The following is a 22,756-nucleotide window of genomic DNA, read 5'->3' as shown; positions in this document are numbered from 1 at the left end:
CGTCTTCTCAGGCACGGCCCTCTCGCCGGGAAGGCGGACGCGGCAGCTTGCCGGTCTCGACGCAATGATCCAGATAACGAAACACGAGCGGACGATCGACGGCGGGACAATCGACCCCGCTCCTGGACAGACCACGCATCACGTTGTCACAACACACGCGCCCCAGGCCGAAGCTCTGCGGATCTTCTCCGGCGTCGGCCTGGAGATCGAAGAAGGCGAGCGTGGCGCTCTCGGCGGCGCCGGCGCGGCTCCCCAGGCGAGCGCGGAAGGCCGGCACCGAGCAGGTCTCGACGGCATAACCATACTCGTGGACCCAGCGAAACACGTCTCGCAGCCGCACCTCGGGCGCGGGGGCCAGGTTGTAGACGACGACGCTCGGCGGCCGGGTGAGGGAGAGCGCCACGATCGCTCGCGCCACGTAATCGACGGGCGTCCACGTCTCGGAGACGTCGAGATCGGGCAACACCCCCGCGGGGACGCCGGCGAGGAGGAGGCGAAAGACGAGGTCCTGCTCGTTGACGATCCCCGTATCGGGAGCGCCGACGACGCGGCCGAGGCGGTACACGCACGCCGGCAAGCCACGCTCGCTCGCCTGCTGCACGAGCCGCTCGGCGACCCATTTGCTCTGCTTGTATCCATCCAGGAGCTCCGCGTGCGGCGGGACAAACGCCTCGTGGACCTCGGGGCTCCGGGCGATCGACGGCGCCACGGCCAGCGTCGACACGTGATGCACGGGCTTCGGGCGCCCAGCGGCGGCGAGCCTGAGCACCTCACGCGTCCCGAGGACGTTCACCGCGCGCATGCTGCGGTAATCGCGCACCAGGCTGACGATCGCGGCGTCGTGGTAGATCGCGTCGCATGTCGCGGCGAGGCTCTCCCACGTCTCGACCCGCAGCCCGAGGCGGGGCGAGGCGAGGTCGGCCGGCACGGCCACCACCCTGTCCTCGAAATGCTCGGGCCGCAGGCGCTGCGTCTCCAGGGCAGCGCGGAGCCGACCAGCCGCTCGAGCCTCGTCCGTCGCGCGGACCAGACAAACCACACGCGCGTCCGTCCCCGTGAGGAGCGCATGCAACAGGTGCACCCCGACAAACCCGGTCGCGCCGGTGAGCAAGACCTGTCGAGGCGACGACGGCGAAGGCGAGGGCGCGAGCGCGGGAGGGACGATGTCCTCCGGGAGGACGGCGTCGGCCAGCATTACATCCGTGAGCCCCGCGGAGACCTTCGCGACGCCTTGCTCCAGGGCCCGCGAGAGCTCGGCGATCGTCGGATGACGAAACACCATCGCGACCGGGATCTCGCGCCCGAGCGCGATCCCGAGGCGCGTGGCGACCTGGATGGTCTGCAACGACTGTCCGCCGCGCTCGAAGAAATCATCTTCCACGGAGAGGTCGCCCATCCCGAGGACTTGCTCCCAGACCGAAAGGACGACCTTCTCGAGGTCCGTCGTCGGGAGGCCCGACGCGGCCGAGCGGGTGATTTCCGCCTCGCGCAGCGCGGCCCGGTCGATCTTGCCCGTGCTGGTCCTCGGCAATCGATCGATGAACAGAATGGCCGAAGGGACGGAGGCAGGTGGCAATGCCGACTGCGCGTGCCGGCGGAGCGCGGCGGGCGAGGGGAGGGGAGCGTCGGCCACGACATGCGCGGCGAGGCGCTTGACGCCGCCTGGCAGGACGGCCCCCACCACCGCGACCTCGCGCACGCCCGGGAAACGAAGCAGTACGGTCTCGATTTCGCCCGGATCGACGCGGTGCCCGCTGATCTTGAGCTCCTCGTCGACGCGGCCGACGAAGACGAGCTGGCCGTCCTCGTCTTGCCGGACGAGGTCCCCGGTTCGGTACGCGCGGGGCCGATCGGGGAAACATTCGAGGGTCGTGAAACGCGCGGCGGTCAGCTCCGGCTGCCCGAGATACCCCGTGGCCAGCCCTCCACCCATCAAATGGAGCTCCCCCACGACGCCGCGCGCGACGAGCCGAAGGTCCGCGCCGAGGACGGCCGCGCGGACGCCGGGCAGCGGTGTGCCTATCGGGACTTCCTCGTCACGCTCGGGCGCGGACGCGTCGCCGCACAACGTGGCGCACGTGGCCACGACGGTCGCCTCCGTGGGACCATACGTATTGAGCAACCGGACCGCGGGCCCGACGGCGCGGCGAAACCGAGCCACGCGCTCCGGGAGGGCAGCCTCCCCGCCGATGATGACGGTGCGAATGCAGGGCGGAAACGAGGCTGCGCCCGTCGAGAGGCTGTAGGCCACCTCGTGCCAGAGCGCCGTGGGCAGGTCCAGCACGGTGATCGTGTATTCGGCGCAGGCGTCGAGCAGCCGGAGGACCGATTGCAACATCTCCTCCGTGCGCAAGACCAGCGTGGCGCCCACGCACAAGGTGAGGAACACCTCCTCCACGCTCGCGTCGAAATGCAGCGGCGCGAACTGGAGCACCCGATCGTCGTGCTGAAACCCATACCGATCGGCAGCGCCGGCCACGAAATGCGCGAGCGACGCGCGGCTGATCACGACACCATTGGGGCGACCCGTCGAGCCGGACGTGTAAATCACGTACGCCGGCTCCTCCTTCCCCGGGAACACCGGCGCTTCCAGCGCGTCCGGGAGGACCTCCTCGTCCAGCACCACGACGCAGGCCCGATGCGCCTGCCTCGCTCGAGCGGCATACAGAGATGACGTGACGACCACCGCGGGGCCGGCGTCCGCGAGGATCGCCGCCGTCCTGCTGGTCGGCCCCTGGGGATCGAGCGGCAGATATCCCGCGCCGGACAGCAGCGTGGCGAGAATGGCGGTGATGGCCTCCACGCCGCGGGGCAAGAGCACCGCCACGAGCGCGCCCGGTCTGGCGCCGAGCGCCACGAGGCGGGCCGAGAGCCGCCGGGCGGCGAGCACGAGCTCGCCATAGGTCATCGACCGAGGGCCGTGCTCGAGGGCCGTCGCGGTGGGCTGTTCTTGCGCTCGCTCCAGGATCCGCTCGACGACGTCACGCGCCGGGCAGGGGAGCGGCCCGCCGTCGAGGACGATACCGGGCGAATGCGCCGCCATGCACGGCGCCGCGGCTCCGGGGATCGTGATCCCGGCGATCGGCTCGGCGGGAGCGGACAGGGCCGCCTCGAGAAAACCCAGGAATCGTTGCTCGTGCGCCGCGAGCTCCTCGGCGCTGTAACAATCCGGATTGGCGTCGAAATCGACGCGGGGCCCGCGCCCGTCCGATCGCGCGTACACGTTGATCGAGATGTCCTCGACCGGCCCGGCGGAGATGTTGTGCGCGAGGGCGCGGTGGACACCGAACCGCAGATCGTAATCGAACGGCATGATGTTCACCACCGGGCCGAACAGCCGCCGATCCCCGCCGACGAGCTTGAGGTCGCGGCGGAGCTGCTCGTACCGGTAGCGCAGATGGGGCCGTATCACGCGAATCTCCTCCGCGACCGCCCGGACGAGCGCGGACAGGCTCGCTTCTCTCGGGATCGGGACACGCAGCGGCACGATGTTCATCACCATGCTCGGGATACGCAGAGAAACGGAGCCCAGGCGGCCCATCACCGGCAGGCCGAGGACGAGCTCCCCTGCGCCGGTGATGCCATGCGTATATGCCGCCGTCGCGGCGAGGATCACGTCGGGCCAGGTCGCGCCCGCGCGACGCGCCACCTCCTGCATTCGCTCCATCGTCGAGGGCGAAAGTGAGGTCGTAATTCGGGATGCGCTGCGAGAAACCATGCCGGGCCTGCCGCCGAGGCTCACGGCCTCGGGGCGATCGGCGAAGCGTCGGAGCCAGAAGTCGCGGTCGCGAGCGCAATCGGGGGACGCGCGATAAGCGAGGTCTTCCTCGAGGACGCGCAGCAGCGAACCAAACGGCGCGCCGACGCGATCTCGGCCCTCGATCCGCGCGGTATACAGCTCCGCCACGCGCCGCGCGACGAGCGAGAATCCAAAACCGTCGAGCGCGATGTGGTGCGCCCGCTGATACCAGTAGGTCCGGTCGGGGCCGGCCATGAAGAGCGCCTCCGCGAAGAGTGGTCCGCGCTGGAGATCGACGGTCGTCTCGAGGTCCGCCTGCATCCACGCTCGCGCGGCCGCCCATGGATCGGCCTCGGCGCCGACGTCGATTCGATGCATGGGCCAGTCGAGAGAAGGACTCGGGATCTGCTGCGGGCCCTCCTCCGCCGGGAAAAACCGCATGTGCAACGTCTCGGCCTCGGCGTTCGCCTGACGCACGGAAGCCTCGAAGACCGCCGGATCCACGGCTCCGCAGATCTCGATGCACTCGCCGGCGTTGTAGAGCGAGCTCGCCGGGTCGAGCGCCTGGCCCAGCCAGATACCGTGCTGCGCGGCCGAGAGAGGCCAGCGCTCGCCAACTCGCTTGTGCATTGTTGTCCCGACCACTTCCTTGATGCAGACTCCACCAACTTTGTTGAAAATGAAGTTCAAAGTCAAGTCCATATCGCTATGGATCCTGGCTCACATTCAACAGATGTGAAGAACACAACAGACATGGGCCAGGGGCCCAAGGAGTGGTTCTGGATTCGGAATGGGCCCGATGCCCGGGACCTTCGTGGAATCGACCAGCGCGGGGGGCGGGAGGGGTGGGGGGCGGGAGGGGCGCGCGCTTCACGCTTGACGCTCGGAGCCAGCCATTCTCCACTGGATGAATGGACAACCACAACACGAGGTTCAGGGCCGACCCCGTGGCGTACACCAGCATGTTCGCGGTCAACTCCGTGCGCTGGATCATGCGCAACAACCACGGGAACGAAGGCCGCCGCATCGGCATGCTGACCCATCTCAAAATGGGACATTTCGACCTCCGCTGGCCGAACCGGAACCAGAACGCGGTGGATCTCACGGTCGTCAACGCGAACGCCGGCGGCAACGAACTCCCGATCCAGGCGTACTGGTGCCCCTTCCTCCAGGGTCACGGGTTGCCGGGCTACGTGGACGTCCCCCGCCAGAACCCCCAGACGCCCTTCGTGTTCACCGCCGCGATGAACGGCTGCGCCCTGGTGGCGACCGACTCGCCGAACGGCGGGGGGTACTTTCGCCTCTATCACCACCAGCACCCCAACGTGCAGGCGGTGTGGAACCACATCAACAACCTGAACCAGCCCGTCCACTCCATCGTGAACTGGGACGATTACGCCAACGTGATGGGCCCCCAGGGGGTGGCGAACGCGTTCAACTTTCTTTATTATCGCAACGGCCGGTGGGTCTATGTCCTGCAACCGCAAATCCTGCTGCCCGATCTGTCGGTGAGGCTGAACCCCGGCGTGCGCCGCCAGCTCCTCGACGTGCTCCCGTGATCCGGCGGGTGCCCGAGGAGATCCGCTCGCAGCGTCGGGTTAGTAGGTAGGACCCGTCTCCGCGGCGAGCTTTTCGAGCGCCTTCTCCCAGGTGGCGCCGCGCTCGTCATCCTGCCAGCTCGTGACCACGCTATCGCCGCGGCTCACTTCCCCGGTACGCGCCATTGCCTCGGCGTGCGCGGGGCTGCCGACGAACTGGTACATCGCCTCTTCGTCCTCCCAGACGGTGAGCGTGCGCCCCGCGCTGCAGCTCGCGGAGGTGCCGAGCTGGAACGCCACGAGCCCTGGCTGGCTCTGGAGCGCCTGGACGATGGGGCCCACGAGCTCGCCGAACTTCGCGTCGGACTCCGGCGTGCCCTTCCGGTGGATATAGGTGCTGCTCACGAGATAGGTCCCCGGCGCGAGCTTCCCCTCGGCGTCGACCCCTGCGCCCTGCAATGGAGTGGGCTCGAAATCGGGCTCCAGCTCGTCGCGCACACAGCCGTCGCCACTCGTGACGGGGGGCGGTTGCGAGGGTGGCTCGGCGTCCGAGCCGCCGCACGCGAGGAGGGAAACGGAGAGGAGAGCCGTCGTGGCGAAGTTGAGGTTCATGGTGTGACTCCTTTTCGAAGCAAGAGATCAGCGGTTTTCGGGGGATCGGGATCGAACGGCGCCGAAGAGGAGCGGCGAGAAGTCGCGGCCCAGGCGCCTCGATTGGAAGTTTTCGGCGCGCGCGAAGACCCGGACGTCGACGTCATCCGCCGCGGAGGCGGTGGACGTCAGCGTGGCGACCCAGTGCCCAGCACCGGCCGCGTCCCGCACGCGGAGATAGAGGTAGGAACCCGCAGACAGGCGCTCCTCGACGCGCCCCGTGAAGCCGAACTTCGCCGAAGGCCCGAGCGCGTACCGCAAAAGGGGGTTTTCGGCGGGCCGCTCGGGCGAGGCCGCGTGGGCCACCGCGAGCCCCGCGGCCAGCATCATCAGGGAGGCAAGGACCGTTCGTCGCATGCCCCGAAAGCTACAGGCCACGCCGTTCGTCGCCGGTCCGATCCGATACGCGGCGCGGGAGAGCGGATGGGCGGCACGTCCTGGCCGATGAGCGGCTACTCCTCCAGGCCGAGCGCCGCCTTCACCGCGGGCAAGGAGCGCCGGCTCACGCGCGCGACCTGGCCATCTTTGAGCTCGACCTCGTAACTGCCCTCCACGCGGTGCAGGGCCTTCACGCTGCCGATGTGCACGAGCTCCCCCCGGTGCACGCGCAAAAAGCCGTGGGCGCAGAGCCGCTCCTCGAGCGTGGACAGCGGCTCCTCGGTGCAATGTTCGTCCCGGTCCGCGCGGAAGAGCGTGTACTTGTCGCTGCTCCAGAATCGCGTGACGTCGCGGGCATCGAAGAAGCGGATGACCCCGCGCGTGACGGTGACGATACGCGCCGACGGCGTCCCGCGGCTCGCCACCGCCGCAAGGGCGCGGGCCGCTGCCTCCCTGGTCGCGAGGAGCCGCTGGCGCGCGCGTTCGATGGCGGAGAGCAGCCGCTCCGGGCGCACGGGCTTGAGCAGATAGTCGACCGCGTTCACCTCGAAGGCCTGCACGGCGTATTCATCGTACGCGGTGATGAATACGAGGGGCGGCAGGTCCGTGTACCGCTGCGCGAGCGAGAGCCCATCCAGGCCGGGCATCCGGATGTCGAGCAGCACGAGCTCGGGCCCCAGCGTCTCGATTCGCCGGAGCGCTTCATCCCCGTCCCCGGCCTCCCCCACGACCTCGGCGCCCGGGACGTCTCGAAGCAGGCGGATCAAGCGCCGGCGCGCGGGCTCTTCGTCGTCGACGACCAGGATCTTCATGCCAGACCGTCCTTCACCGGAATGGCCACCCGCGCGAGGCAGCCTCCGAGGGGCGCCGCCGAAAGGGTGATCGCTCCGTGCTCCCCATAAAGCAGGTGCAAGCGTTCGCGGAGGTCCTCCATGCTCGTCTGGCTGCCGCGGTGCTCCGAGGCGAAGGGCCCTGGCCCGTCGTCGAGCACCTCGAGCGAGACGTGGTGCCCCTCGTGCCGCACGCGCACGAGCACGCTGCCGCTCTGCCGGTGGGCCATGCCGTGCAGGATCGCGTTCTCCACGAGAGGCTGCAGGAGGAGCGGCGGGACGAGGACCTCGGCGGCCCGCTCGTCGAGCTCGACCTCGGCGCGGAGGCGCGATCCATACCGCGCGGACTGGATGGCCAGATAATCGCGCACCATCTCCACCTCGCGCCGGAGCGTGACGAGCCGGATCTTCGAGCTGTCGAGCGCGTAACGGAAGAGATCGGCCATACGCTCGAGGGTGCGCTCGGCGAGCGCGGGGTCCTCGGGGATGAGGCTCGCCACCGTGTTGATGCTGTTGAAGAAAAAATGCGGGTTCGTGCGGCCCTGGAGCGCCTTGAGCTGGGCCTCGAGCGCGGCCTGCCGCTCGAGCTGGGCCATTCGTTCGACGTTCTGGGCTCGGTTCCGCAGGCGCTGCACGATGAGCGCCGGAAAGATGTAGATCCACGAGATGATGACGCACTCGAGGGCGAACTTGGCGAGCTTGTGTTGTCCCGGGAAGAACCTCCCCTTCACGGCGAGGATGAGCGGGGCCAGGACGACCGGGACCGCGGTCGTGACCGCGACGTGGAGCGCGCCGCGCGAGAACGGCGTGCGGAGGCGCGCCACCAGCCCGGGCATCACCCAGACGTAGAGCGCGTGGAAGGAGAACGAGATCGTGATGAAAGGGAAATAGATCCCGGCGATCCGCACGAGCGCCTCTTCGAGACGCACCACGAAGAGGTCCCCGGCGAGCAGCGGCGCGGCCGCGAACGGCACGATCGGGTAGAGCCACAGCATCTCGCGAGGGATGAGGTCTCCGCTCCCCGGCAGGGTGACCTCGAGACGGCTGCTCTGGCTGCTTTCGGAGGGCCTCCCCATACGAGGCGGAGCGTAGCGGGCCTCGCTTGCGGGGATCAACCCGCCCCGGATGGATGGTCTCTCCCGGCGGATGAGCGGCGACGCCGTGGTGACGTCCACGAGCGTCGAGGAAGCCGGCGACGGAGCTCGGCGCGGCTTCCCCTTCAGCGGAGCAGCAGCGGCAGCTTGCGCACCCCGGTCATGTTCGGGCTGGGGATGAAGTCCGGCGGCGCCTCGGGATCCATACGCAAACCCGGGAAACGATCCATCAGGATGTTCAACGCGACCCGGCCTTCCAGCCGGGCCAGGGGAGCGCCGATGCAGAAATGGATGCCTCGTCCGAAGGCGACGTGCGGGTTCGGGTCACGGGACACGTCGAACACGTCTGGATTCGTGAACTGCCTCGGATCCCGGTTCGCCGCCGCGATCCACACCATGAGCAATTGATCGGCCGGGATCGTCTTGCCGCCGAGCTCGACCGCGCTCGTCGTGGCCCGGCCGAGGGCCGCGAACGGGCTGAAGAAGCGCAGCGATTCCTCGATCGCGGCGGGGACCAGAGACCGGTCCGCGCGCACACGCGCCTTCTGCTCCGGGTTCGTGTCCAGGCAGAGCACCGTGTTGCCGAGCAGCATGGTCGTGGTGATGTGCCCCGCGATGAGCAGGACGTTCGCGAAATTGGCGACCTCGGTCTCGGTGAGGCGGTCGCCGTCCACTTCGGCCTCGACGAGCTTGGTGAGCAAGTCCTCGCGTGGCTTTCGCCTGCGCTCGGCGGCGTGTTCACCGAGGTAGTCGGTCAGGAGCTTGCTCTGCTCGAGCGCCACCTGCAGCCTGCGTTCCTGCTCCTCGGAGCGATTGACGAGGGAGAACTGCGTGGAGTTCTCCAGCATCTTGTCGACCCATTGCTTGAACGTGTCGCGGTCGCCGCTGGGCACCCCCAGGAGCTCGGCGATGACGATGACCGGGAGCGGATACGCGAGATCGGCCACGAGCTCCATCCGGTCCCGCCCGTCCACCGCGTCGAGCAGCTCGTGGGTCAGACGCGCGATCCGCGGCTCGAGGTCCGCGACGACCTTCGGCGTGAAGGCGTGGCTGACGAGGTTCCGGAGCTTCTTGTGCTCCGGCGGGTCCATCTGCACCAGGTTGCCCTCGGTGGATCGCCGGATGTCCGGGACGAGGCGGAGGGTGTTGGAGGAGAACAGGCCGGGATCGCCGAGGATCCGCAGCGTCTCCGGGTAGCCGTAGACGTTCCACATCCCGAGCTCGGGAGCGAACCGGACGGGTTCGTCCGGCACTTGCCCGCGTATCCAGAACTGCGCTTTGTGAATGCCCCAGGTATCTGCCAGCGTGGTCATCGCGTTCCCCTTTTCAGCGCGCTTCCGGGTCCGGGGATCAGCCGGGCTCGGCGGCGTAGATCCATTTGCGGTAGCAGGCGATGAGATCGTCGAATATTGCGCAGAGCTCGGCGGCGGCCGCCGCGGTTGCCTCCTTTCGTGGCTCGCCGGCAGGCTCGAAGGCGTGCCGGATGGTGTGGGCGAGGGCGTCGGCCCTGGCCTCAAGGTCGGGGCCGGCGCTCGCGGGGTCGAGGGCGCCGAGCAGGTAAAACCCGACAGACGCGGCCCGCATCGCATAAACGATGTTCGGCACGTCCGCGCGGAGCAGGCCGTGGCGGATCATCACCTCGAAGGAGCGGTTCGTCGAGAGCAGCTCCTGGCTGGAGACGGGGCTCTGCGTCAGCTTGCCGAGCAATTCGGCGTTTCCGAGCACCAGCGCCATCGTGAGCGGCCTCTGGTGGGTCGTCAGGAACTTGCTCCGCGCGATGCGGTGGGGCCTGCTCTCGGCCGGGTCCTTCCGCAACCCGGCCCGCATCTCCTCGACGAGGGCGATGGATTCACGCCGGAGCAGCGCCTGGAAGAGCTGCTCCTTGGAGCGCCAGTGCAGGTACACCGTCCCCTTGCCGATGTCCGCCTGCTTGGCGATGTCCTCGATGGTCACCTTCCGGTAACCCATACGCAGCAGCAACGTGGCCGCGGCGTCGAGGATCCGGTCGGCGCGGCTGCTGGCCTGTTGCGCGTGCTGGGACACGGGGTACATTCCTCGCTGACCTGTTGACCAGTTTTGATAAATCGGTCATCTGGTCAGCGGGCAAGGTAGCAGGCTGGGTCTCGGCGGCAAGGGAGAAACGGACACGGGTGGACGTGTGGGCCCGGCGCCACGCGGCCGTGTCCCGCGCCGAACCTCCCCGTCGCGTCGTCACCCGGGAACACCTTGAATTGCCGCTTGGTCTGCTTCGTGCCAGGCGCTCCGACCCGCCATGGGAGCACGCATCGCCGGTCGCCGTTTCCTTCGGATTGCCGCCTCGTCCCTGTTGATCCTCGCCGGATGCGGCGGCGGGCCTCCGACGACCTCCCCCTCGCTCCCGTCGTCGCCGCCTCGTTCGGCCGGGCAAACCGTGCCCGCTCCGGCGCCCGTCACCACGGGACCCGCGGCGAATCTCGGCCCCTGCGCTCCTCACCATCCGGCGTCCCTGCGTCCGCTGCATCCGGGTCGAGGCGACCGCGTCGTGCTGGCGAGGAGCGCGCAGCGGACGCTCGCCTTCGTGGCGAACGAGGACGACGCGGCCATTCACACGATCGACCTCGACGCGCGTGACGAAGTGGCCGTCATGCAGCTCCCCGGCTCCCCGTCCGCCCTCGTGGGTTTGTCCGACGGGCGTCTGGTGGTGGCGCTCCGCGATCGCAACGAGGTCCTCGTGCTCGAGGCGGCCGCGAATGGCGCAGGCTCGCTCGAGGCGCGTTGCCGGACGGTCGTCCCGAGCGAGCCCGTGGGCCTCTCGGCCTTCGTCGCGGGCGCGGGCGAGCGGATCGTCGTCGTCAGCGGGTACGGGCATACCCTGGGCGTGCTCTCCGCGAAAAACCTCGCATTCGAGCGGACGGCGAACCTCTCGCGTGATCCACGCGCGGTCGTGATCTCGGGCGAGCACGCCTTCGTGAGCCACGTCGTCTCCGCCGAGCTCAGCGTCGTGGAGCTCGCCACGGGCAAGGTCGACGAGCTCGATGTCCTGTCGGGCAAGATGGCGAAATCGATCGGCGCGGCACGTGGCGACCTCGTCCGCGGCGGTCAGGCCTTTTCGCTCGCCACGAACGAGGGCCGCCTCTTCGTCCCCATGGTGACGGTCGACCCCGGCGAGCCGAAGATCACCACGGTCTACGGCGGCACGGAGAGCCCCATCAAGCCCTTCGTCGGCGTCGTGGATCTCGTCGCCCGCAAGCCGCTCGATCTGCCCCTTCCCGGCCGGTCCGCGCACAGCCTCGAGTGCTTGCTCCCGCGCGCCGCCGCGGCGAAGGGGGATCGATTGTTCGTCACGTGCCTCGGCTCCGACACGTTGCTCGAGCTCGACGGGCGCGCGCAGAACGCCGCGGAGCTCGTCCGACGCCGCGTCCGCTTGCCCGGCGGCCCCTTGGGGCTCGCGCTCTCCGACCGTCACGCGATCGTCGTCTCGCAGTTCGACCGCGCCGTCAGCATCGTCGACCTCGACGGCGCGGCGCCCGAGCCGCTCGTCGTGCGTTTGTCCCGCCCGAGGGGCGAGGTCGACGCGGTGTTCGATCGGGGCCGCCGCATCTTCCACGACGGCTTCGATCCGCGCATCTCGTCGGATGGCCGGGCTTGCGCGAGCTGCCACCCCGAGGGCCGTGAAGACGGCCTCACGTGGTCGACCCCGGACGGGCCTCGCCAGACCATCTCGCTCGCCGGCCGCCTCGCGAGCGCGACGCCGTTCGGCTGGTTCGGGGAGCACGGGACCTTGTCGAATCACCTCGCGCACACGGTCTCGCGGTTGGGTGGGCAGGGCTTCGCGGTCAGGGACCACGCCGACCTCACGGCGCTCGCGACGTACATCACGCGCATGAAGGCGCCCGTGATTACGCCCGACCCGGCGTCCGAGGAGCTCGTCGCCCGAGGGCGCGAGTTGTTTCACGACGCCGCGCAGGGGTGCGGCGATTGCCACGCGGGCGGCGGCACCGATCGCGGGCGGCACGACGTCGGCACGGGCGGGGCGCTCGAGGCGCGCCTCTCGTTCGATACCCCGTCGCTCCTGTCGATCGCGGGCAGCGCCCCCTATTTCCACGACGGTCGTCACGCCTCGCTCTCCGATCTGCTCGCGAAGGCCGACGACAAGATGGGGCACGCCAGGCATCTCTCGGCGGACGCGCGCGCGGCGATGGTCGCATACATGGAGTCGCTCGGGCCCGCGGCCGTGGAAGCGCGACCGATGCGTGAATTCGTTCGCCCGGCGGGCGCCGCGTCGCTGCCGCCCGTCGCGACGAGCCCGATGGAGCGGCTCGTCCTTCGCCAGCGTCCGCCTCGCGGCGTGTGGGAGAACGTCGATTTCGACCTCGGCGCGTTGCCCACGGTCGTCGTGGAGAGCGGCCTGCAATACGACGAGAAAGTGGCGGCGCCGCAAGGGGGCGTCCGCCTGGACCTCCTGGTATGGAAATCGGGTTGCGCGGCGGTCCCGTATCACGCGGCCGCGCAGCTCATGCTCGACTGGCGATCCACGGGTATGACCCGGCTGCTCGAGCGCTGCGTGAGCGCCCCCGACGAGGATGGGAGGCGTCACTGGAGAGACATCCTCGTGCAGACCATCGATCCGCTGCCCGACGGCCGGCTCCACGTCGAGCAGCGCCGCGGCTTCATTCACGTGGTGAAGCGCGAGACCTGGTTCACGTCGAGCATCGTGGCGGACGCGGTGCCCGTGGCGAATGGCCTGGCCTTCGTGTTCCGGACCTCGTGCGGCGATTGCAAGGAGGGCGAGCGCGAGGCGCTCCACGTCGTCTCGCCCTCGTCGACCTTCTGGGGGGACGAGTATTTCTCGTGGAAGACGCTCAGGCTCGACGAGGGGACCGCGGACAGCGCCTCGCGTGTCTTCAACGTGCCGAACCTCGAGCGCTGGAGGCAAGTAACGAAGGTCGACGTCCAGACGGGCGGGCGGATCGGCGCCCCGCGCAACGCGAGGCTCCGCATCGACACGTCGCGCACGCTCTCGGAGGACACGCCGCGGGTCGCCGTGGGCCTCGGGACGTGCGTCGAGAGCGATTTTCGGTGCGATTGATGCGGTCGTCTCCCTTGGCGAATCCGGAGGCGTTCAGGCCGGGACGACCTCCGCGACGGGAGGGGCCGCCGTATCGTTCGGCCTGAGCCAGTAGCGCTTGCCACCGGAGGTGAACGAGCCGTCGTCCGCCGCCGTCGCCCGACGGAGCACCTCGAACGTTTCGTGCGCGATGAGGTACGACGTCGTGCCCGGCGGGACGATGCCCAGCGTCCACTCCGCGTTCGAGATCATGAACTTCTGCTCGGCAGGCCGGAGGCCCTTCGTCACCAGCGCGCCGAGCTCGACGGTGCCCGTGGAGTCGCGCGTGATGATGCGGAGTCTCAAGGTGGCAATGGTCGCGAGGAGCTCTTGGCGCATGCACGGTGAGGGGACTGTCATATCGCGGATGATGCCATGACCTGCCCGGCAAGTTGAAGAGAATCGAGCACGCCGCGCGAAGGTGCCGCAGCCAGCGAGGGCGGCTCACTTGGCTGCATTTCACAATTCAAACGATGCCGTACGTCCTGGTCGTCGTATCGACCGCACCCTCCCCGGAAGCTCGCCCGCTAGCCTCGTACGACCCGCAAGAACACCTCGAGCCGCAGCGCGTCCGCCCGTGTCTTCGCCGCCGATCCCGCGGGCGCGGGCGCGCTCCGCCAGGCCGCGCCCGCGAGCGCCGAGGCCTCTGCCGCGCGGCCCATCCGCTGCACCTCGTAATCGACCGCCTCCACCGCCTCCTCGATCCGGCTGAAGCGGGCCATGCTCTCGCCGTCGACGAGCACCTCCCAGCGCTTGCCGCGCGCGCCGCGGCTCACGACGAGCGCCTCCGCGAGCTCTCCCGGCCTGCGCTCGAAATGCAGGACGAGCCCGTACTTGCCGAGGGACGACCAGGCATTGCCCGAGATCGCGCGGACCTCGCCCGGCAGCCCGAGCCCCAGCGGATCGAAGCGCGCGGCGCGGTCCTGGATCTCGCCCAGCGTGATCGCGCCCGCCTCGAGCGCGAACCCCGGATGATCGAAGGCGATCCGCTCCCAGGCGCGCCTCGCCGCGGAGGCGTCGCGGCCCTCGAGGTCGAGGTCCCGCGGCATGCCGAAGAGAGACGGGAGCGTGCACAGATCCAGGGCGGAGAGATCCACGAAATCGAGGATCAGACAATCGGTTTTTCCAGGAAATAGACGCGTCCCGCGCCCCACGCATTGCGCGTAGAGCCCCTCGTTCCGCGTGGGGCGGGCCATCGCGACGCAGCTCACGCCCGGATCGTCGAAGCCCTCGGTCAAGACGCCGACGTTGGTGAGCACGATCGTGCGGCCTTTGCGGAAATCCTCGAGGGCCCTCGCGCGGTCCTCGGGCTTCATGGCGCCGTGGACGATGCCGGCGGGGACGCCGAGGGCGTTGAGCGCGTAGCACAGGTTCCGCGCGTGGCTCACGGTCACGCAGAAGGCGATGGTGCGCCTGTCGCGCGCGAGCTCCTGAATCGCGCGCGCCACGAGCGCGTTGCGCTCCTCGATGTCCACGGCGAGCGCGAGCTCGTCCTCGGCGAAGTCGAGGCCCTCGCCCGAGAGGCGCGAGAGGTCGGCGGTGGTGGCGATGCGATAACCGGAGAGCGGAGCGAGATACCCTTGCTCGATGAGCTCCGGCAAGGTCTTCGTATAAACGATCCGCTCGAAGACCACGTCGAGGCCCTTTCCGTCGCCGCGGGAGGTGGTGGCCGTGAAGCCGAGCAAGGTGCCATTCCAGCCGGAATCGAAGGCGCCGAGGCTGCGGAGGACGCGGAGGTTGTCGTCGGCGGCGGCGTGGTGGCATTCGTCGTAGATGACGAGCCCGAGGTCGCGGCCGGCGAGCAGGTCCGAGAGGCGCGCCTCGTGGAGCGAGCGAATCGAGGCGACGATGACCTTGGCTTCACGCGGCGCGCGGCGCGCGGCTTGCTCCACGGCGACGATGGCATCCCCTGCGAGGGCGCGGTGGATCTTGTCGCGGGCCTGCTCGACGAGCTCCTCCCGATGCGCGAGCACGAGGACGCCGCGGCGCGCGAGGCGGGAGAGCTCGGCGAAGATGACGGTCTTGCCGGCGCCGGTCGGGAGGCAAACGACCATGCGGCGCAGGCCCGCGCGCCGGGCGGTGAGGACAGCGCTCACGGCTTCACGCTGGTAGGGGCGGAGCGAGGGCGCAGGTGACGTCGGGGGCGGGGCAGGGGTCATGCGGGGGCGGGCAGTGTAGCCTCCCGCAAGCAACGAGCGAGCGCGTCGATGTCCTCCCTCGTGGTGTACAGCCCTATCGACGCGCGCGTCGTGCCGGGGATCCCCAGGCGGTCCATCAGCGGCTGCGTGCAATGGTGTCCCGCTCGCACCGCGATACCGTTCCTGCCGAGGGCGGCGCCGATCTCCTGCGGGTCCCTCCCCTCCATGACGAACGCCAGGATGCTCGATTTTTCCCGCGCCGTGCCGATCAACCGCAACCCCGGGATCTCCCGGAGCAGCTCGGTTCCGTAGGCGAGCAACGCCGACTCGTGGGCGTGAATGTTCGCGAGGCCGATCGAGGACACGTAATCGATCGCGGCGCCGAGGCCGATCGCGCCGACGATGTTGGGGGTCCCCGCCTCGAATTTCTGCGGCGGCGGCGAGAACTCGGTGCTCTCGAACGTCACGGAGGAGATCATGAGGCCGCCGCCCTGGTACGGCGGCATCACCTCGAGGTGCGCGAGCTTGGCGAAGAGGACGCCGATCCCGGTCGGCCCGTAGAGCTTGTGGCCGCTGAAGACGTAGAAATCGGCGTCGAGCTCGCGCACGTCGACCGGCATGTGCACGGCCGCCTGGCAACCGTCGATGAGCACGGGGATCTTGCGCGCGTGCGCGAGGCGGACGATCTCTTCGACCGGGTTGACGGTCCCGAGCGAGTTCGAGACGTGGACGACCGAGACGAGCTTGACGCGGTCCGTGAGCATTCGCTCGAAGGCCTCCATGTCGAGCTCGCCCTCGTCGGTGATCGGCGCGACGCAGAGCGTGATACCCTTCTCCTGCCGCAGGAGCTGCCACGGCACGATGTTGGCGTGGTGCTCCATCTGGGTGACGAGGACCTCGTCGCCTTCCTGGAGGAAATGGCGCCCGTAGCTGCTGGCGACGAGGTTGATCCCTTCGGTCGCATTGCGAACGAAGACGATTTCGCGCGGATCTCCGGCGTGGAGGAAGCGGGCCACCTTCTCCCGCGCGGCGTCGTGGAGCGCCGTCGAGCGCTGGCTCAGGGCATACACGCCATGATGGACATTGGCGTAGTCCTCGCTCATGAAGCGCGTCATCTCGTCGAGGACGGCCCGCGGCTTCTGCGCGCTCGAGGCGGTGTCGAGATACACGAGCGGCCGCCCGTCCACCGGCCGCTGGAGGATCGGGAAGTCCCGCCGCACGCGCTCGACCTCGACGGCCGCGCCGCCGGCCCTCTCACGCCCCATGTCCTTCATGCGCCGCGGTGGAGCAACACGCGTGCCGCCGAGGACGTGGCCATGACGAACGAAAAAATTCTCGTCGGGGCCCGGCGAATGGCCCACCTCTTGCTGTCCGAGGCGCTCGTCGCCCCCTTTGCAAACGAGGGAGGTTCTCATGGGTGAGGTCATTCGGCAAGGTCTCGGACGACGTGCTGCTCCGGAGCAACGTCTACCCGCGTCTGCCCGCGGCGGTGCGGGGCACGGCCGCAGACACGGTGGGGGCGGCGGCGGCGCCCACCGGCTGTCCCTCCCTCTTCTTGCCCTCGCGTGGTCCCGCCTTTCTGGCGTATCCTCCTCGCACTACGACCCATGACCACCTACGGCATCCGTCGGATCTCCGCGTCGGAAACTCGTCCCCTGCGCCACTTCGTCCTGCGCCCCCACCAGCGCCCCGAGGATCTCGTCTATCCGGGCGATGATGCGCCGGATACGCTGCACCTCGACCTTTCCGTGGAAGGCGAGCAGCGCGCCGTGGCGTCGATGTTCCGCGAGCCATTGCCGGGCACGCCGGATGCCAGCGCCTATCGGCTGCGCGGCATGGCGGTCCTGCCCGAGCATCAGGGCCTCGGGTACGGAGCTGCCCTCGTGCACGCGTGCATCGAACACGCGCGTCAGCACGGAGGCACCCGGCTCTGGTGCAACGCGCGCACGACGGCCGCGGGCTTTTACCGCAAGCTCGGCTTCGAGGCGGATGGGGCCGAGTTCGAACTGCCCGGCATCGGCCCCCACTATCTCATGTCACGCCCCGTTTGAGCCTCGCGACGCTCCTCGATGATCATCCCGCGCGTCGCGCCCCGCAATACGCCGGCCGGGGGTGGCGGCACGAGACGAGGCCGCTTCCTTGACACCGGACCGCGTCCTCCTGTCTCCTGGCGGCGATGACGGAGACGGTGCGAGCAGCGAGCGTGACGGCAAATTACCTCCTCGGCACCCGCGAGGGCTGGGGCGCGTTGCGTGTCGTGCGATGGCATTGCGTCGAGGAGATCTCGCGCCCCTTCCATTATGACATCACCCTCTTGTGTCCGCGCGCGGAGGGGGACCTCGATCTCGATACCCTCGTCGACACCGGCGCGACCTTCTGCATCCGCACGAGCGCGGGGATACGCGCCGTTCATGGCATCCTCGCCGAGGCCGAGGAGCTCGAGCAGACACGCTCTCTGCGCGTCTTTCGTGTCGTCCTCGCCCCGCACCTCTTGCGCGCGCGCTTCCGGCAATCGTGCCAGGTCTTTCGGCATCGTAGCATCGTGGACATCGTCTCGGCCGTGCTGCGGAACGACACCCCGGCTCGGCCCCGCGGGGCAGGGGGGCTCGTCCCGTTTGATGGGAAGGCCGTGCCCTTTGGCGTCGACCTCGACCGAGGCGAGTTCTGGGAGCTCGTCGGCGCGTTCCGCTGGGCGCTCGTCGGAGACGACGCCGCGCGCCTCTCGGACCCGGATCATCGCGAGCATGTCACCCAGTACAACGAGACCGACTTCGATTTCGTCTCCCGCTTGCTCGAGGAAGAGGGCATATCGTACTTCTTCGAGCACGACGCGCGCGGCAGCATCCTCACGCTCACCGATTACCCCGGCCGCGTCGCGCTGCTGCAAACCGAGGAGCGGCACACGCTCCATACCCTCCACGATCTCGGCAGAGATCCCTCGGAGCGCGAGATCGTGCGCGCATTCCGACCCGCAGGGCGCATCGGACTCGCGGCGGTGCGCGTGCGCGATTATGCGCCCGAGGAGCCGCTCACCCGCGTGGAGGCCGTCGCCGGCGACCGCTCGGCCGCAATGTATACCGAATATCCCGCCGCCGAGGGCCGGGTCCGGGGGCAAACCTGCCGCGTCCCTGCCACCCTTCGCCTCGAGCGCTCCGAGGCCGAGCGCCACCTCGCCGAAGGCAGCGGCACGGTGCGCTCCCTTCAGGCGGGGCTGAGGGTCCATTTGCACGATCAGGATGGCCTGCGCGAGGACGTCGATCTTCTGGTCGTGCGCGTCGAGACCCACGCGATCGAGCTCCTCCCGGAGGGAGTCGTGCTCGGTCGGGAGGACGATCGCCCCGGCTTAGAGAGCCGCTTCGTCGCGCTGCCCATGGCCTACCGCTTCCGCCCCGCGCGGGTCATGAAAAATGCCGGCGCCGTACGACGCGAGCAAGCACCCGACGGTGAGCACGTTCAAGACGCGCAGTTCGCCCGGGGGCGCCGGGTTCAACGAGCTGCTCTTCGACGACGCGGCGGGCGCGGAGCGCGTGGATCTCACGGCAGAGCGGGACCTCTCGGTGAAGGTGGGGCGAGATTGCACGGTGTTCGTCGGGCGGCACGAGAACGTGACGGTGCGGGGGGACGTGCAAAAGACCGTGGTGGGCCGGCAGGTCGAGTCCATCGAGGGGGACGCGGAGCTCTCGTCGACGGGACGTATCGCGATTTCGGGCGTGGGGGTCGAGCTTCATTCGAGCAAGACGATGAAGCTCTCCGCGGCCGGGGACATGACGCTCTCGACGGACGCGGATCGCACGGACCAGACACACGGCAACCATTTCCTCCGGTCTGGCAGCACGTACTTGCGCTCGCAGGACGTCGTGCAGGTCGTCGCGCCGCATTTCCACGTCTTCGCGGACGACATTCGCCTGGTCTGCGGAGGGTCGTCCATCGTCATCTCGAAGGACGGCATCCAGATCACGAGCTCCGGCAACGTCGACGTGAGCGGGGCGCTCGTGAAGCTCAACTGCGATTGAGGTGTGGGTAATGCGTTTCGCATGGGTCCTCGGGCTTTCGATCGGGCTTCTGGCAGGCGCTTGCGCGAAGAAGGGCGGCGAGGTGGATACGACGAAGGACGTGTACACGGAAGAAGAGGCGCCGAAGGTGCAGATCGAGGTCCTGAACGGCGTGTCGAGGGAGATCCCATGGGCCGAGGTGCCGGAGAGTCAGCGGTGGTTCACCGAGTACGGTGATCACGGGACGTACAAGCTTCGTGTCCCGATCGTCAAGGTCATCATCTTCTCGCGCGACAAGGAGGGAAAACCCGTCCCGCCGGAGCAGGGGTGGCGCGTCGAATACGAGGAGGTCGGGCTCAATCCGAAACACTGGCGGCACGCCTATGCGGGCAAGGATCATTGACAGTCTGATTGAAAGAGGCTTTCGTGATGCTCCCTTCCGTCCGTCGAGATGACGTTCACACGTGCCCCCATCACGGCGCGTCCCCCGTCACCGGGCCGTGCTGCCCGACCGTGCTCATCGGCAATCAGCCGGCCGCGAGGAAGGGGGACAGCGCTCTTTGCCTGGATACCACCCCGGATCCCATCGTCGACGGTTGCCCCACGGTGCTCATTGGCAACCAGCCTGCGGCGCGCCTCGCAGAGCGCTGCGCGCATGGCGGCGTGGTCACGGGTGGTTTCGCGCGCGTGCTTATCGGCCATCCGCCCGTCGACGCGGATGGGCGGGTGATCCCCATTCCCCCGGAATGCACGTTCCTCAAGGATTTTGGTCACAAAGCCACGGGCAGGCGCCTGGGCCGCCTCCGCGACCAGTACGATCTCTCGCCTCCGACGCAGGTGTGGGAAGAAGTACCCGACGACACGAGCGTGACCGCGTTCGACGCACGCGAAGTCACGATTCGAGGTCACAAGGTGACGATCCACGAGCCGGTGTACGGTCCGCCTCCGGACAAGTGGCTCCCCACCGCCGATAGCGTCGCCAAGGGCCTGGCCACGCTCTCCGACGAGCAATTGCAGGCCCTCGACAGGGTCTTCATCGTCCCGCACCCTTGCACCGTGGGCCGACGTAATACGGTCGCTGACTACAGTGGTGGCACGATCCGCTATTTTCCCCGCAACGAGCCGCACCCGCAATCCGACATCGACTGGGCCTTGCAACACGAGAGCGGCCACGCGTTCTCCCTCGACGTCGCCTGGGCCAAGGATCCCGGCGCCAAGGACGCCTGGCAGAAGGCCATGGACGCGGATCGCCGCAGCGTGTCGGAGTACGGGGACACGAACCTCCTCGAGGACTTCGCCGAGTTCATGATCGTCTTCTCCTCCACCCGGGGCACCCCTTGCGAGGCCTCGGCGCGCGCGCTCTTCCCCCACCGTTATCGCGAGATGGACCGCCTCTTCCCGAGGGGCGTCGTCGAGCGTGACGTTTCGGCCGCCAACGAGACGTATTGATCCCGCATGAAGCTCCTCGATTTCACGGCTGAGGGCCTGCGTTTTCCCGACGGCACCCATTCCTTCCGCGCCGCCCAGAGCGGCGCCCCGCACGATGTCGTGCTCGTCACCGGCCCGCCCACCTCGGGCAAGACGAGTTTTCTCCTGGCCATCGCCGCGCTCAAGGAGGCGTTTGGCCCCTACGGCTCCCCGCCGGACCTGCGCCGCCTGCTCCGGCCGGGGAAAAACCGCGGCGTGCTCGGCGCCACGTGGCTCCTGTCCGAAGACGAGGCCGCACGCGCGCACCTCTCCGCCCGCGAGCAACGCACCCTCGTCGAATTCGGGCCCGGCGCGGAGAAACGCACGGGGGATCCCTCCCTGCGTAATGTCTTCACGCCCTTCTCCCGCGCCCCCACCCTCGGCAAGCTGGAGCTCTTCCCCCAGAACCGCGGCCTCCGCGTCGATCAGTGGCGCTTCCCCCACGAGCCACTCTCGGCCGCCGTCGAGGAGGGTCGCAGGCTCCGCGGCGATCCGGACAAATACACGTCGCTGCGACGGGCGCTCTTCGACCTGGTGAACGAGCAGGCCGCGCGCGTGGCGGAGGCGCTCGGGTCCCGCGGCATCGCCGTACGGGCCGACGTGCCGGACCTGCTCGCCCCCTTCAAGCACGCCATTGCCACCATGCTCCCCGAGCTGCGCCTGACCGCGGTCCGGCTGCGCGAGGGCAGCGTATCGCTCGAGCTTTTGCGCCGCGACGGGCGGACGGTCACGCTCGAAGAGGTCTCGGCCAGCGAGGAGCAGGCTCTGCTCTTCGCGCTCGCGCATGGCGCCATGCAATTCCACCATTCCGTGTTGCTCGTCGACGAGCCCGAGCTGCATCAGCATTCCGCGCACCACGCGGAGCTCTTGCTGCGGCTCGCCAAGCTCGGGTCGGGGAACCAGATCCTCGCCGCCACCGGGTCCGAGCCGCTCGTCGCGCGATTCCCGGCCGAGCAGGTGATCGATCTCGGAAAGGCGGCCAGGGGCGCGGTCGTGAAATGACGGCGCGGATCGAGACGAGCATCGAGGCCTTCGCCGAGCTCGTGGCAGAGCTCGACGATCCCTTCGCGGACCGCGCTTCCACGCTCGCAGCCGTGGGCCTCGACGAGACCAGCTTCGCGCGCGTGCGTGAACGATGGATCTCGGCACTCGAAGCTTCGGCCGACGCGCCCGATGGGGCCGGCAAGCGCTTCGGGGACGCGTACGAGCATGCCGCGCGGCGGATCGAGGCGAAGCAGACGCCGCTCCTGGTTCCGAAGGGGATGCAGCATTTCGCCGATCTCGCGAGCACGCAGCCTGCATTCGTCGCGCCCGGCGAAAGAGCCTTGCCCTTCGACCCCGGCGCGAAGCCCGTGTTTGCCGCGAGCGAGGCGCGAATACCGGCGCCGAGAGGATCACGCGACGTCACCGACCTGCGCGGGACGCAGCCCGCGTTCGTCGCGCCGCGCGGCCCGACGTTGCCGTTCCAGGCCACGCCGGTCCTGTCGCTGGAGCAATACGCCTCGCTCCACGTGGAGCTCTCGATGTACCCGGCGAAGGCGCTCTCCATTCTGTCGCGTTATCGGCTCGACGAGGAGCAGCGACGGCGCGTGGAGGCGTACTGGCAGGAGCGGATGCAATTCGACGCGGAGGTGCAAGAGGCCTGGAAGGACGCCTGTGATACGTTCCGGGCGTGGCTCGAGGCCCGTCGCGGCGGCTGATCGCTGCGGGCCGCTCAGAGGGTGTTCATCAGGATTTCCGAGCTTCCTTGCGCGACACGTCGGTGGTCGTCAGGCGTCGGAGCATCAATGCGGTCATTGCGTGAAGGACATCGGCGCGACTCGATGTGGTGGTTCGCTCGTAC

The 22,756-nt window shown here is 68.9% G+C and carries 17 protein-coding genes and 2 pseudogenes; 9 read left to right on the top strand and 10 right to left on the bottom strand.

Annotated elements, in window-relative coordinates:
* Positions 1-7: 7 nt before the first annotated feature.
* Entirely contained in the window at positions 8-4,369 is a 4,362-nt protein-coding gene (gene mxcG, locus GF068_RS37065) for a myxochelin non-ribosomal peptide synthetase MxcG (RefSeq protein ID WP_153824280.1), read from the bottom strand.
* Between the two features lie 317 nt (positions 4,370-4,686).
* Between mxcG and GF068_RS37060 the strand changes: the two genes are divergently transcribed.
* Positions 4,687-5,298, top strand: a complete 612-nt coding sequence (locus GF068_RS37060) for a hypothetical protein (protein ID WP_153824279.1) — start codon at positions 4,687-4,689, stop codon at positions 5,296-5,298.
* 39 nt (positions 5,299-5,337) lie between these two features.
* On the opposite strand, the gene GF068_RS37055 is transcribed toward GF068_RS37060, so the two are convergent.
* The 6 genes from GF068_RS37055 to GF068_RS37030 all read right to left on the bottom strand — a co-directional run bounded on the left by GF068_RS37055 (position 5,338) and on the right by GF068_RS37030 (position 10,282).
* A complete protein-coding gene (locus tag GF068_RS37055) occupies positions 5,338-5,889 on the bottom strand; it encodes an antibiotic biosynthesis monooxygenase family protein (RefSeq protein WP_153824278.1) in 552 nt (183 codons plus the stop codon).
* Between the two features lie 27 nt (positions 5,890-5,916).
* Positions 5,917-6,285, bottom strand: coding sequence for a hypothetical protein (locus tag GF068_RS37050; RefSeq protein ID WP_153824277.1), 369 nt, complete (start codon positions 6,283-6,285; stop codon positions 5,917-5,919).
* 95 nt (positions 6,286-6,380) lie between these two features.
* Complete coding sequence (locus tag GF068_RS37045; RefSeq protein ID WP_153824276.1) at positions 6,381-7,118, bottom strand: LytR/AlgR family response regulator transcription factor; 738 nt, start codon at positions 7,116-7,118, stop codon at positions 6,381-6,383.
* The gene (locus tag GF068_RS37040) at positions 7,115-8,131 is read right to left on the bottom strand and encodes a sensor histidine kinase (RefSeq protein ID WP_170319894.1); all 1,017 of its coding nucleotides are present in this window, start codon (positions 8,129-8,131) and stop codon (positions 7,115-7,117) included. Before GF068_RS37040 ends, GF068_RS37045 begins: the two co-directional genes overlap by 4 nt.
* Before the next feature lie 224 nt (positions 8,132-8,355).
* Entirely contained in the window at positions 8,356-9,543 is a 1,188-nt protein-coding gene (locus GF068_RS37035) for a cytochrome P450 (protein WP_153824274.1), read from the bottom strand.
* 37 nt (positions 9,544-9,580) lie between these two features.
* The gene (locus GF068_RS37030; protein ID WP_153824273.1) at positions 9,581-10,282 is read right to left on the bottom strand and encodes a TetR/AcrR family transcriptional regulator; all 702 of its coding nucleotides are present in this window, start codon (positions 10,280-10,282) and stop codon (positions 9,581-9,583) included.
* Between the two features lie 469 nt (positions 10,283-10,751).
* Here GF068_RS37030 and GF068_RS37025 point away from each other — a divergent pair, with 469 nt between their 5' ends.
* On the top strand, positions 10,752-13,298 hold the full coding sequence (locus GF068_RS37025) for a c-type cytochrome (RefSeq protein ID WP_170319893.1): 2,547 nt from the start codon (positions 10,752-10,754) through the stop codon (positions 13,296-13,298).
* 33 nt (positions 13,299-13,331) lie between these two features.
* Here the strand turns inward: GF068_RS37025 and GF068_RS37020 are convergent, their stop codons facing one another.
* The 3 genes from GF068_RS37020 to GF068_RS37010 all read right to left on the bottom strand — a co-directional run bounded on the left by GF068_RS37020 (position 13,332) and on the right by GF068_RS37010 (position 16,728).
* Complete coding sequence (locus GF068_RS37020; RefSeq protein WP_153824271.1) at positions 13,332-13,622, bottom strand: hypothetical protein; 291 nt, start codon at positions 13,620-13,622, stop codon at positions 13,332-13,334.
* Between the two features lie 221 nt (positions 13,623-13,843).
* A complete protein-coding gene (locus GF068_RS37015) occupies positions 13,844-15,475 on the bottom strand; it encodes a DEAD/DEAH box helicase (protein WP_153824270.1) in 1,632 nt (543 codons plus the stop codon).
* Positions 15,472-16,728, bottom strand: coding sequence for an aminotransferase class V-fold PLP-dependent enzyme (locus tag GF068_RS37010; protein ID WP_153824372.1), 1,257 nt, complete (start codon positions 16,726-16,728; stop codon positions 15,472-15,474). Before GF068_RS37010 ends, GF068_RS37015 begins: the two co-directional genes overlap by 4 nt.
* Before the next feature lie 333 nt (positions 16,729-17,061).
* On the opposite strand from GF068_RS37010, the gene GF068_RS37005 reads away from it, so the two are divergent.
* The 7 genes and pseudogenes from GF068_RS37005 to GF068_RS36980 all read left to right on the top strand — a co-directional run bounded on the left by GF068_RS37005 (position 17,062) and on the right by GF068_RS36980 (position 22,613).
* Positions 17,062-17,505, top strand: coding sequence for a GNAT family N-acetyltransferase (locus GF068_RS37005; protein WP_153824269.1), 444 nt, complete (start codon positions 17,062-17,064; stop codon positions 17,503-17,505).
* 125 nt (positions 17,506-17,630) lie between these two features.
* Positions 17,631-18,683: pseudogene (locus GF068_RS47485) on the top strand (type VI secretion system Vgr family protein); the annotation flags it as partial.
* A 178-nt stretch (positions 18,684-18,861) separates the two neighbouring features.
* Positions 18,862-19,467, top strand: coding sequence for a bacteriophage T4 gp5 trimerisation domain-containing protein (locus GF068_RS45760; RefSeq protein ID WP_240807984.1), 606 nt, complete (start codon positions 18,862-18,864; stop codon positions 19,465-19,467).
* Between the two features lie 10 nt (positions 19,468-19,477).
* Positions 19,478-19,849, top strand: coding sequence for a hypothetical protein (locus tag GF068_RS36995; RefSeq protein ID WP_153824267.1), 372 nt, complete (start codon positions 19,478-19,480; stop codon positions 19,847-19,849).
* A gap of 26 nt (positions 19,850-19,875) precedes the next feature.
* Positions 19,876-20,145: pseudogene (locus GF068_RS47480) on the top strand (PAAR domain-containing protein); the annotation flags it as partial.
* Between the two features lie 756 nt (positions 20,146-20,901).
* On the top strand, positions 20,902-21,915 hold the full coding sequence (locus GF068_RS36985) for an ATP-binding protein (RefSeq protein ID WP_153824265.1): 1,014 nt from the start codon (positions 20,902-20,904) through the stop codon (positions 21,913-21,915).
* A complete protein-coding gene (locus tag GF068_RS36980; RefSeq protein ID WP_153824264.1) occupies positions 21,912-22,613 on the top strand; it encodes a hypothetical protein in 702 nt (233 codons plus the stop codon). The genes GF068_RS36985 and GF068_RS36980 overlap by 4 nt, the downstream gene beginning before the upstream one ends.
* Positions 22,614-22,756: the final 143 nt, after the last annotated feature.

Origin of the sequence: Polyangium spumosum (genome assembly GCF_009649845.1) — a bacterium.
Classification (GTDB): Bacteria; Myxococcota_A; Polyangia; order Polyangiales; family Polyangiaceae; genus Polyangium; species Polyangium spumosum.
This window is presented reverse-complemented; position numbering and strand designations above follow the sequence as displayed.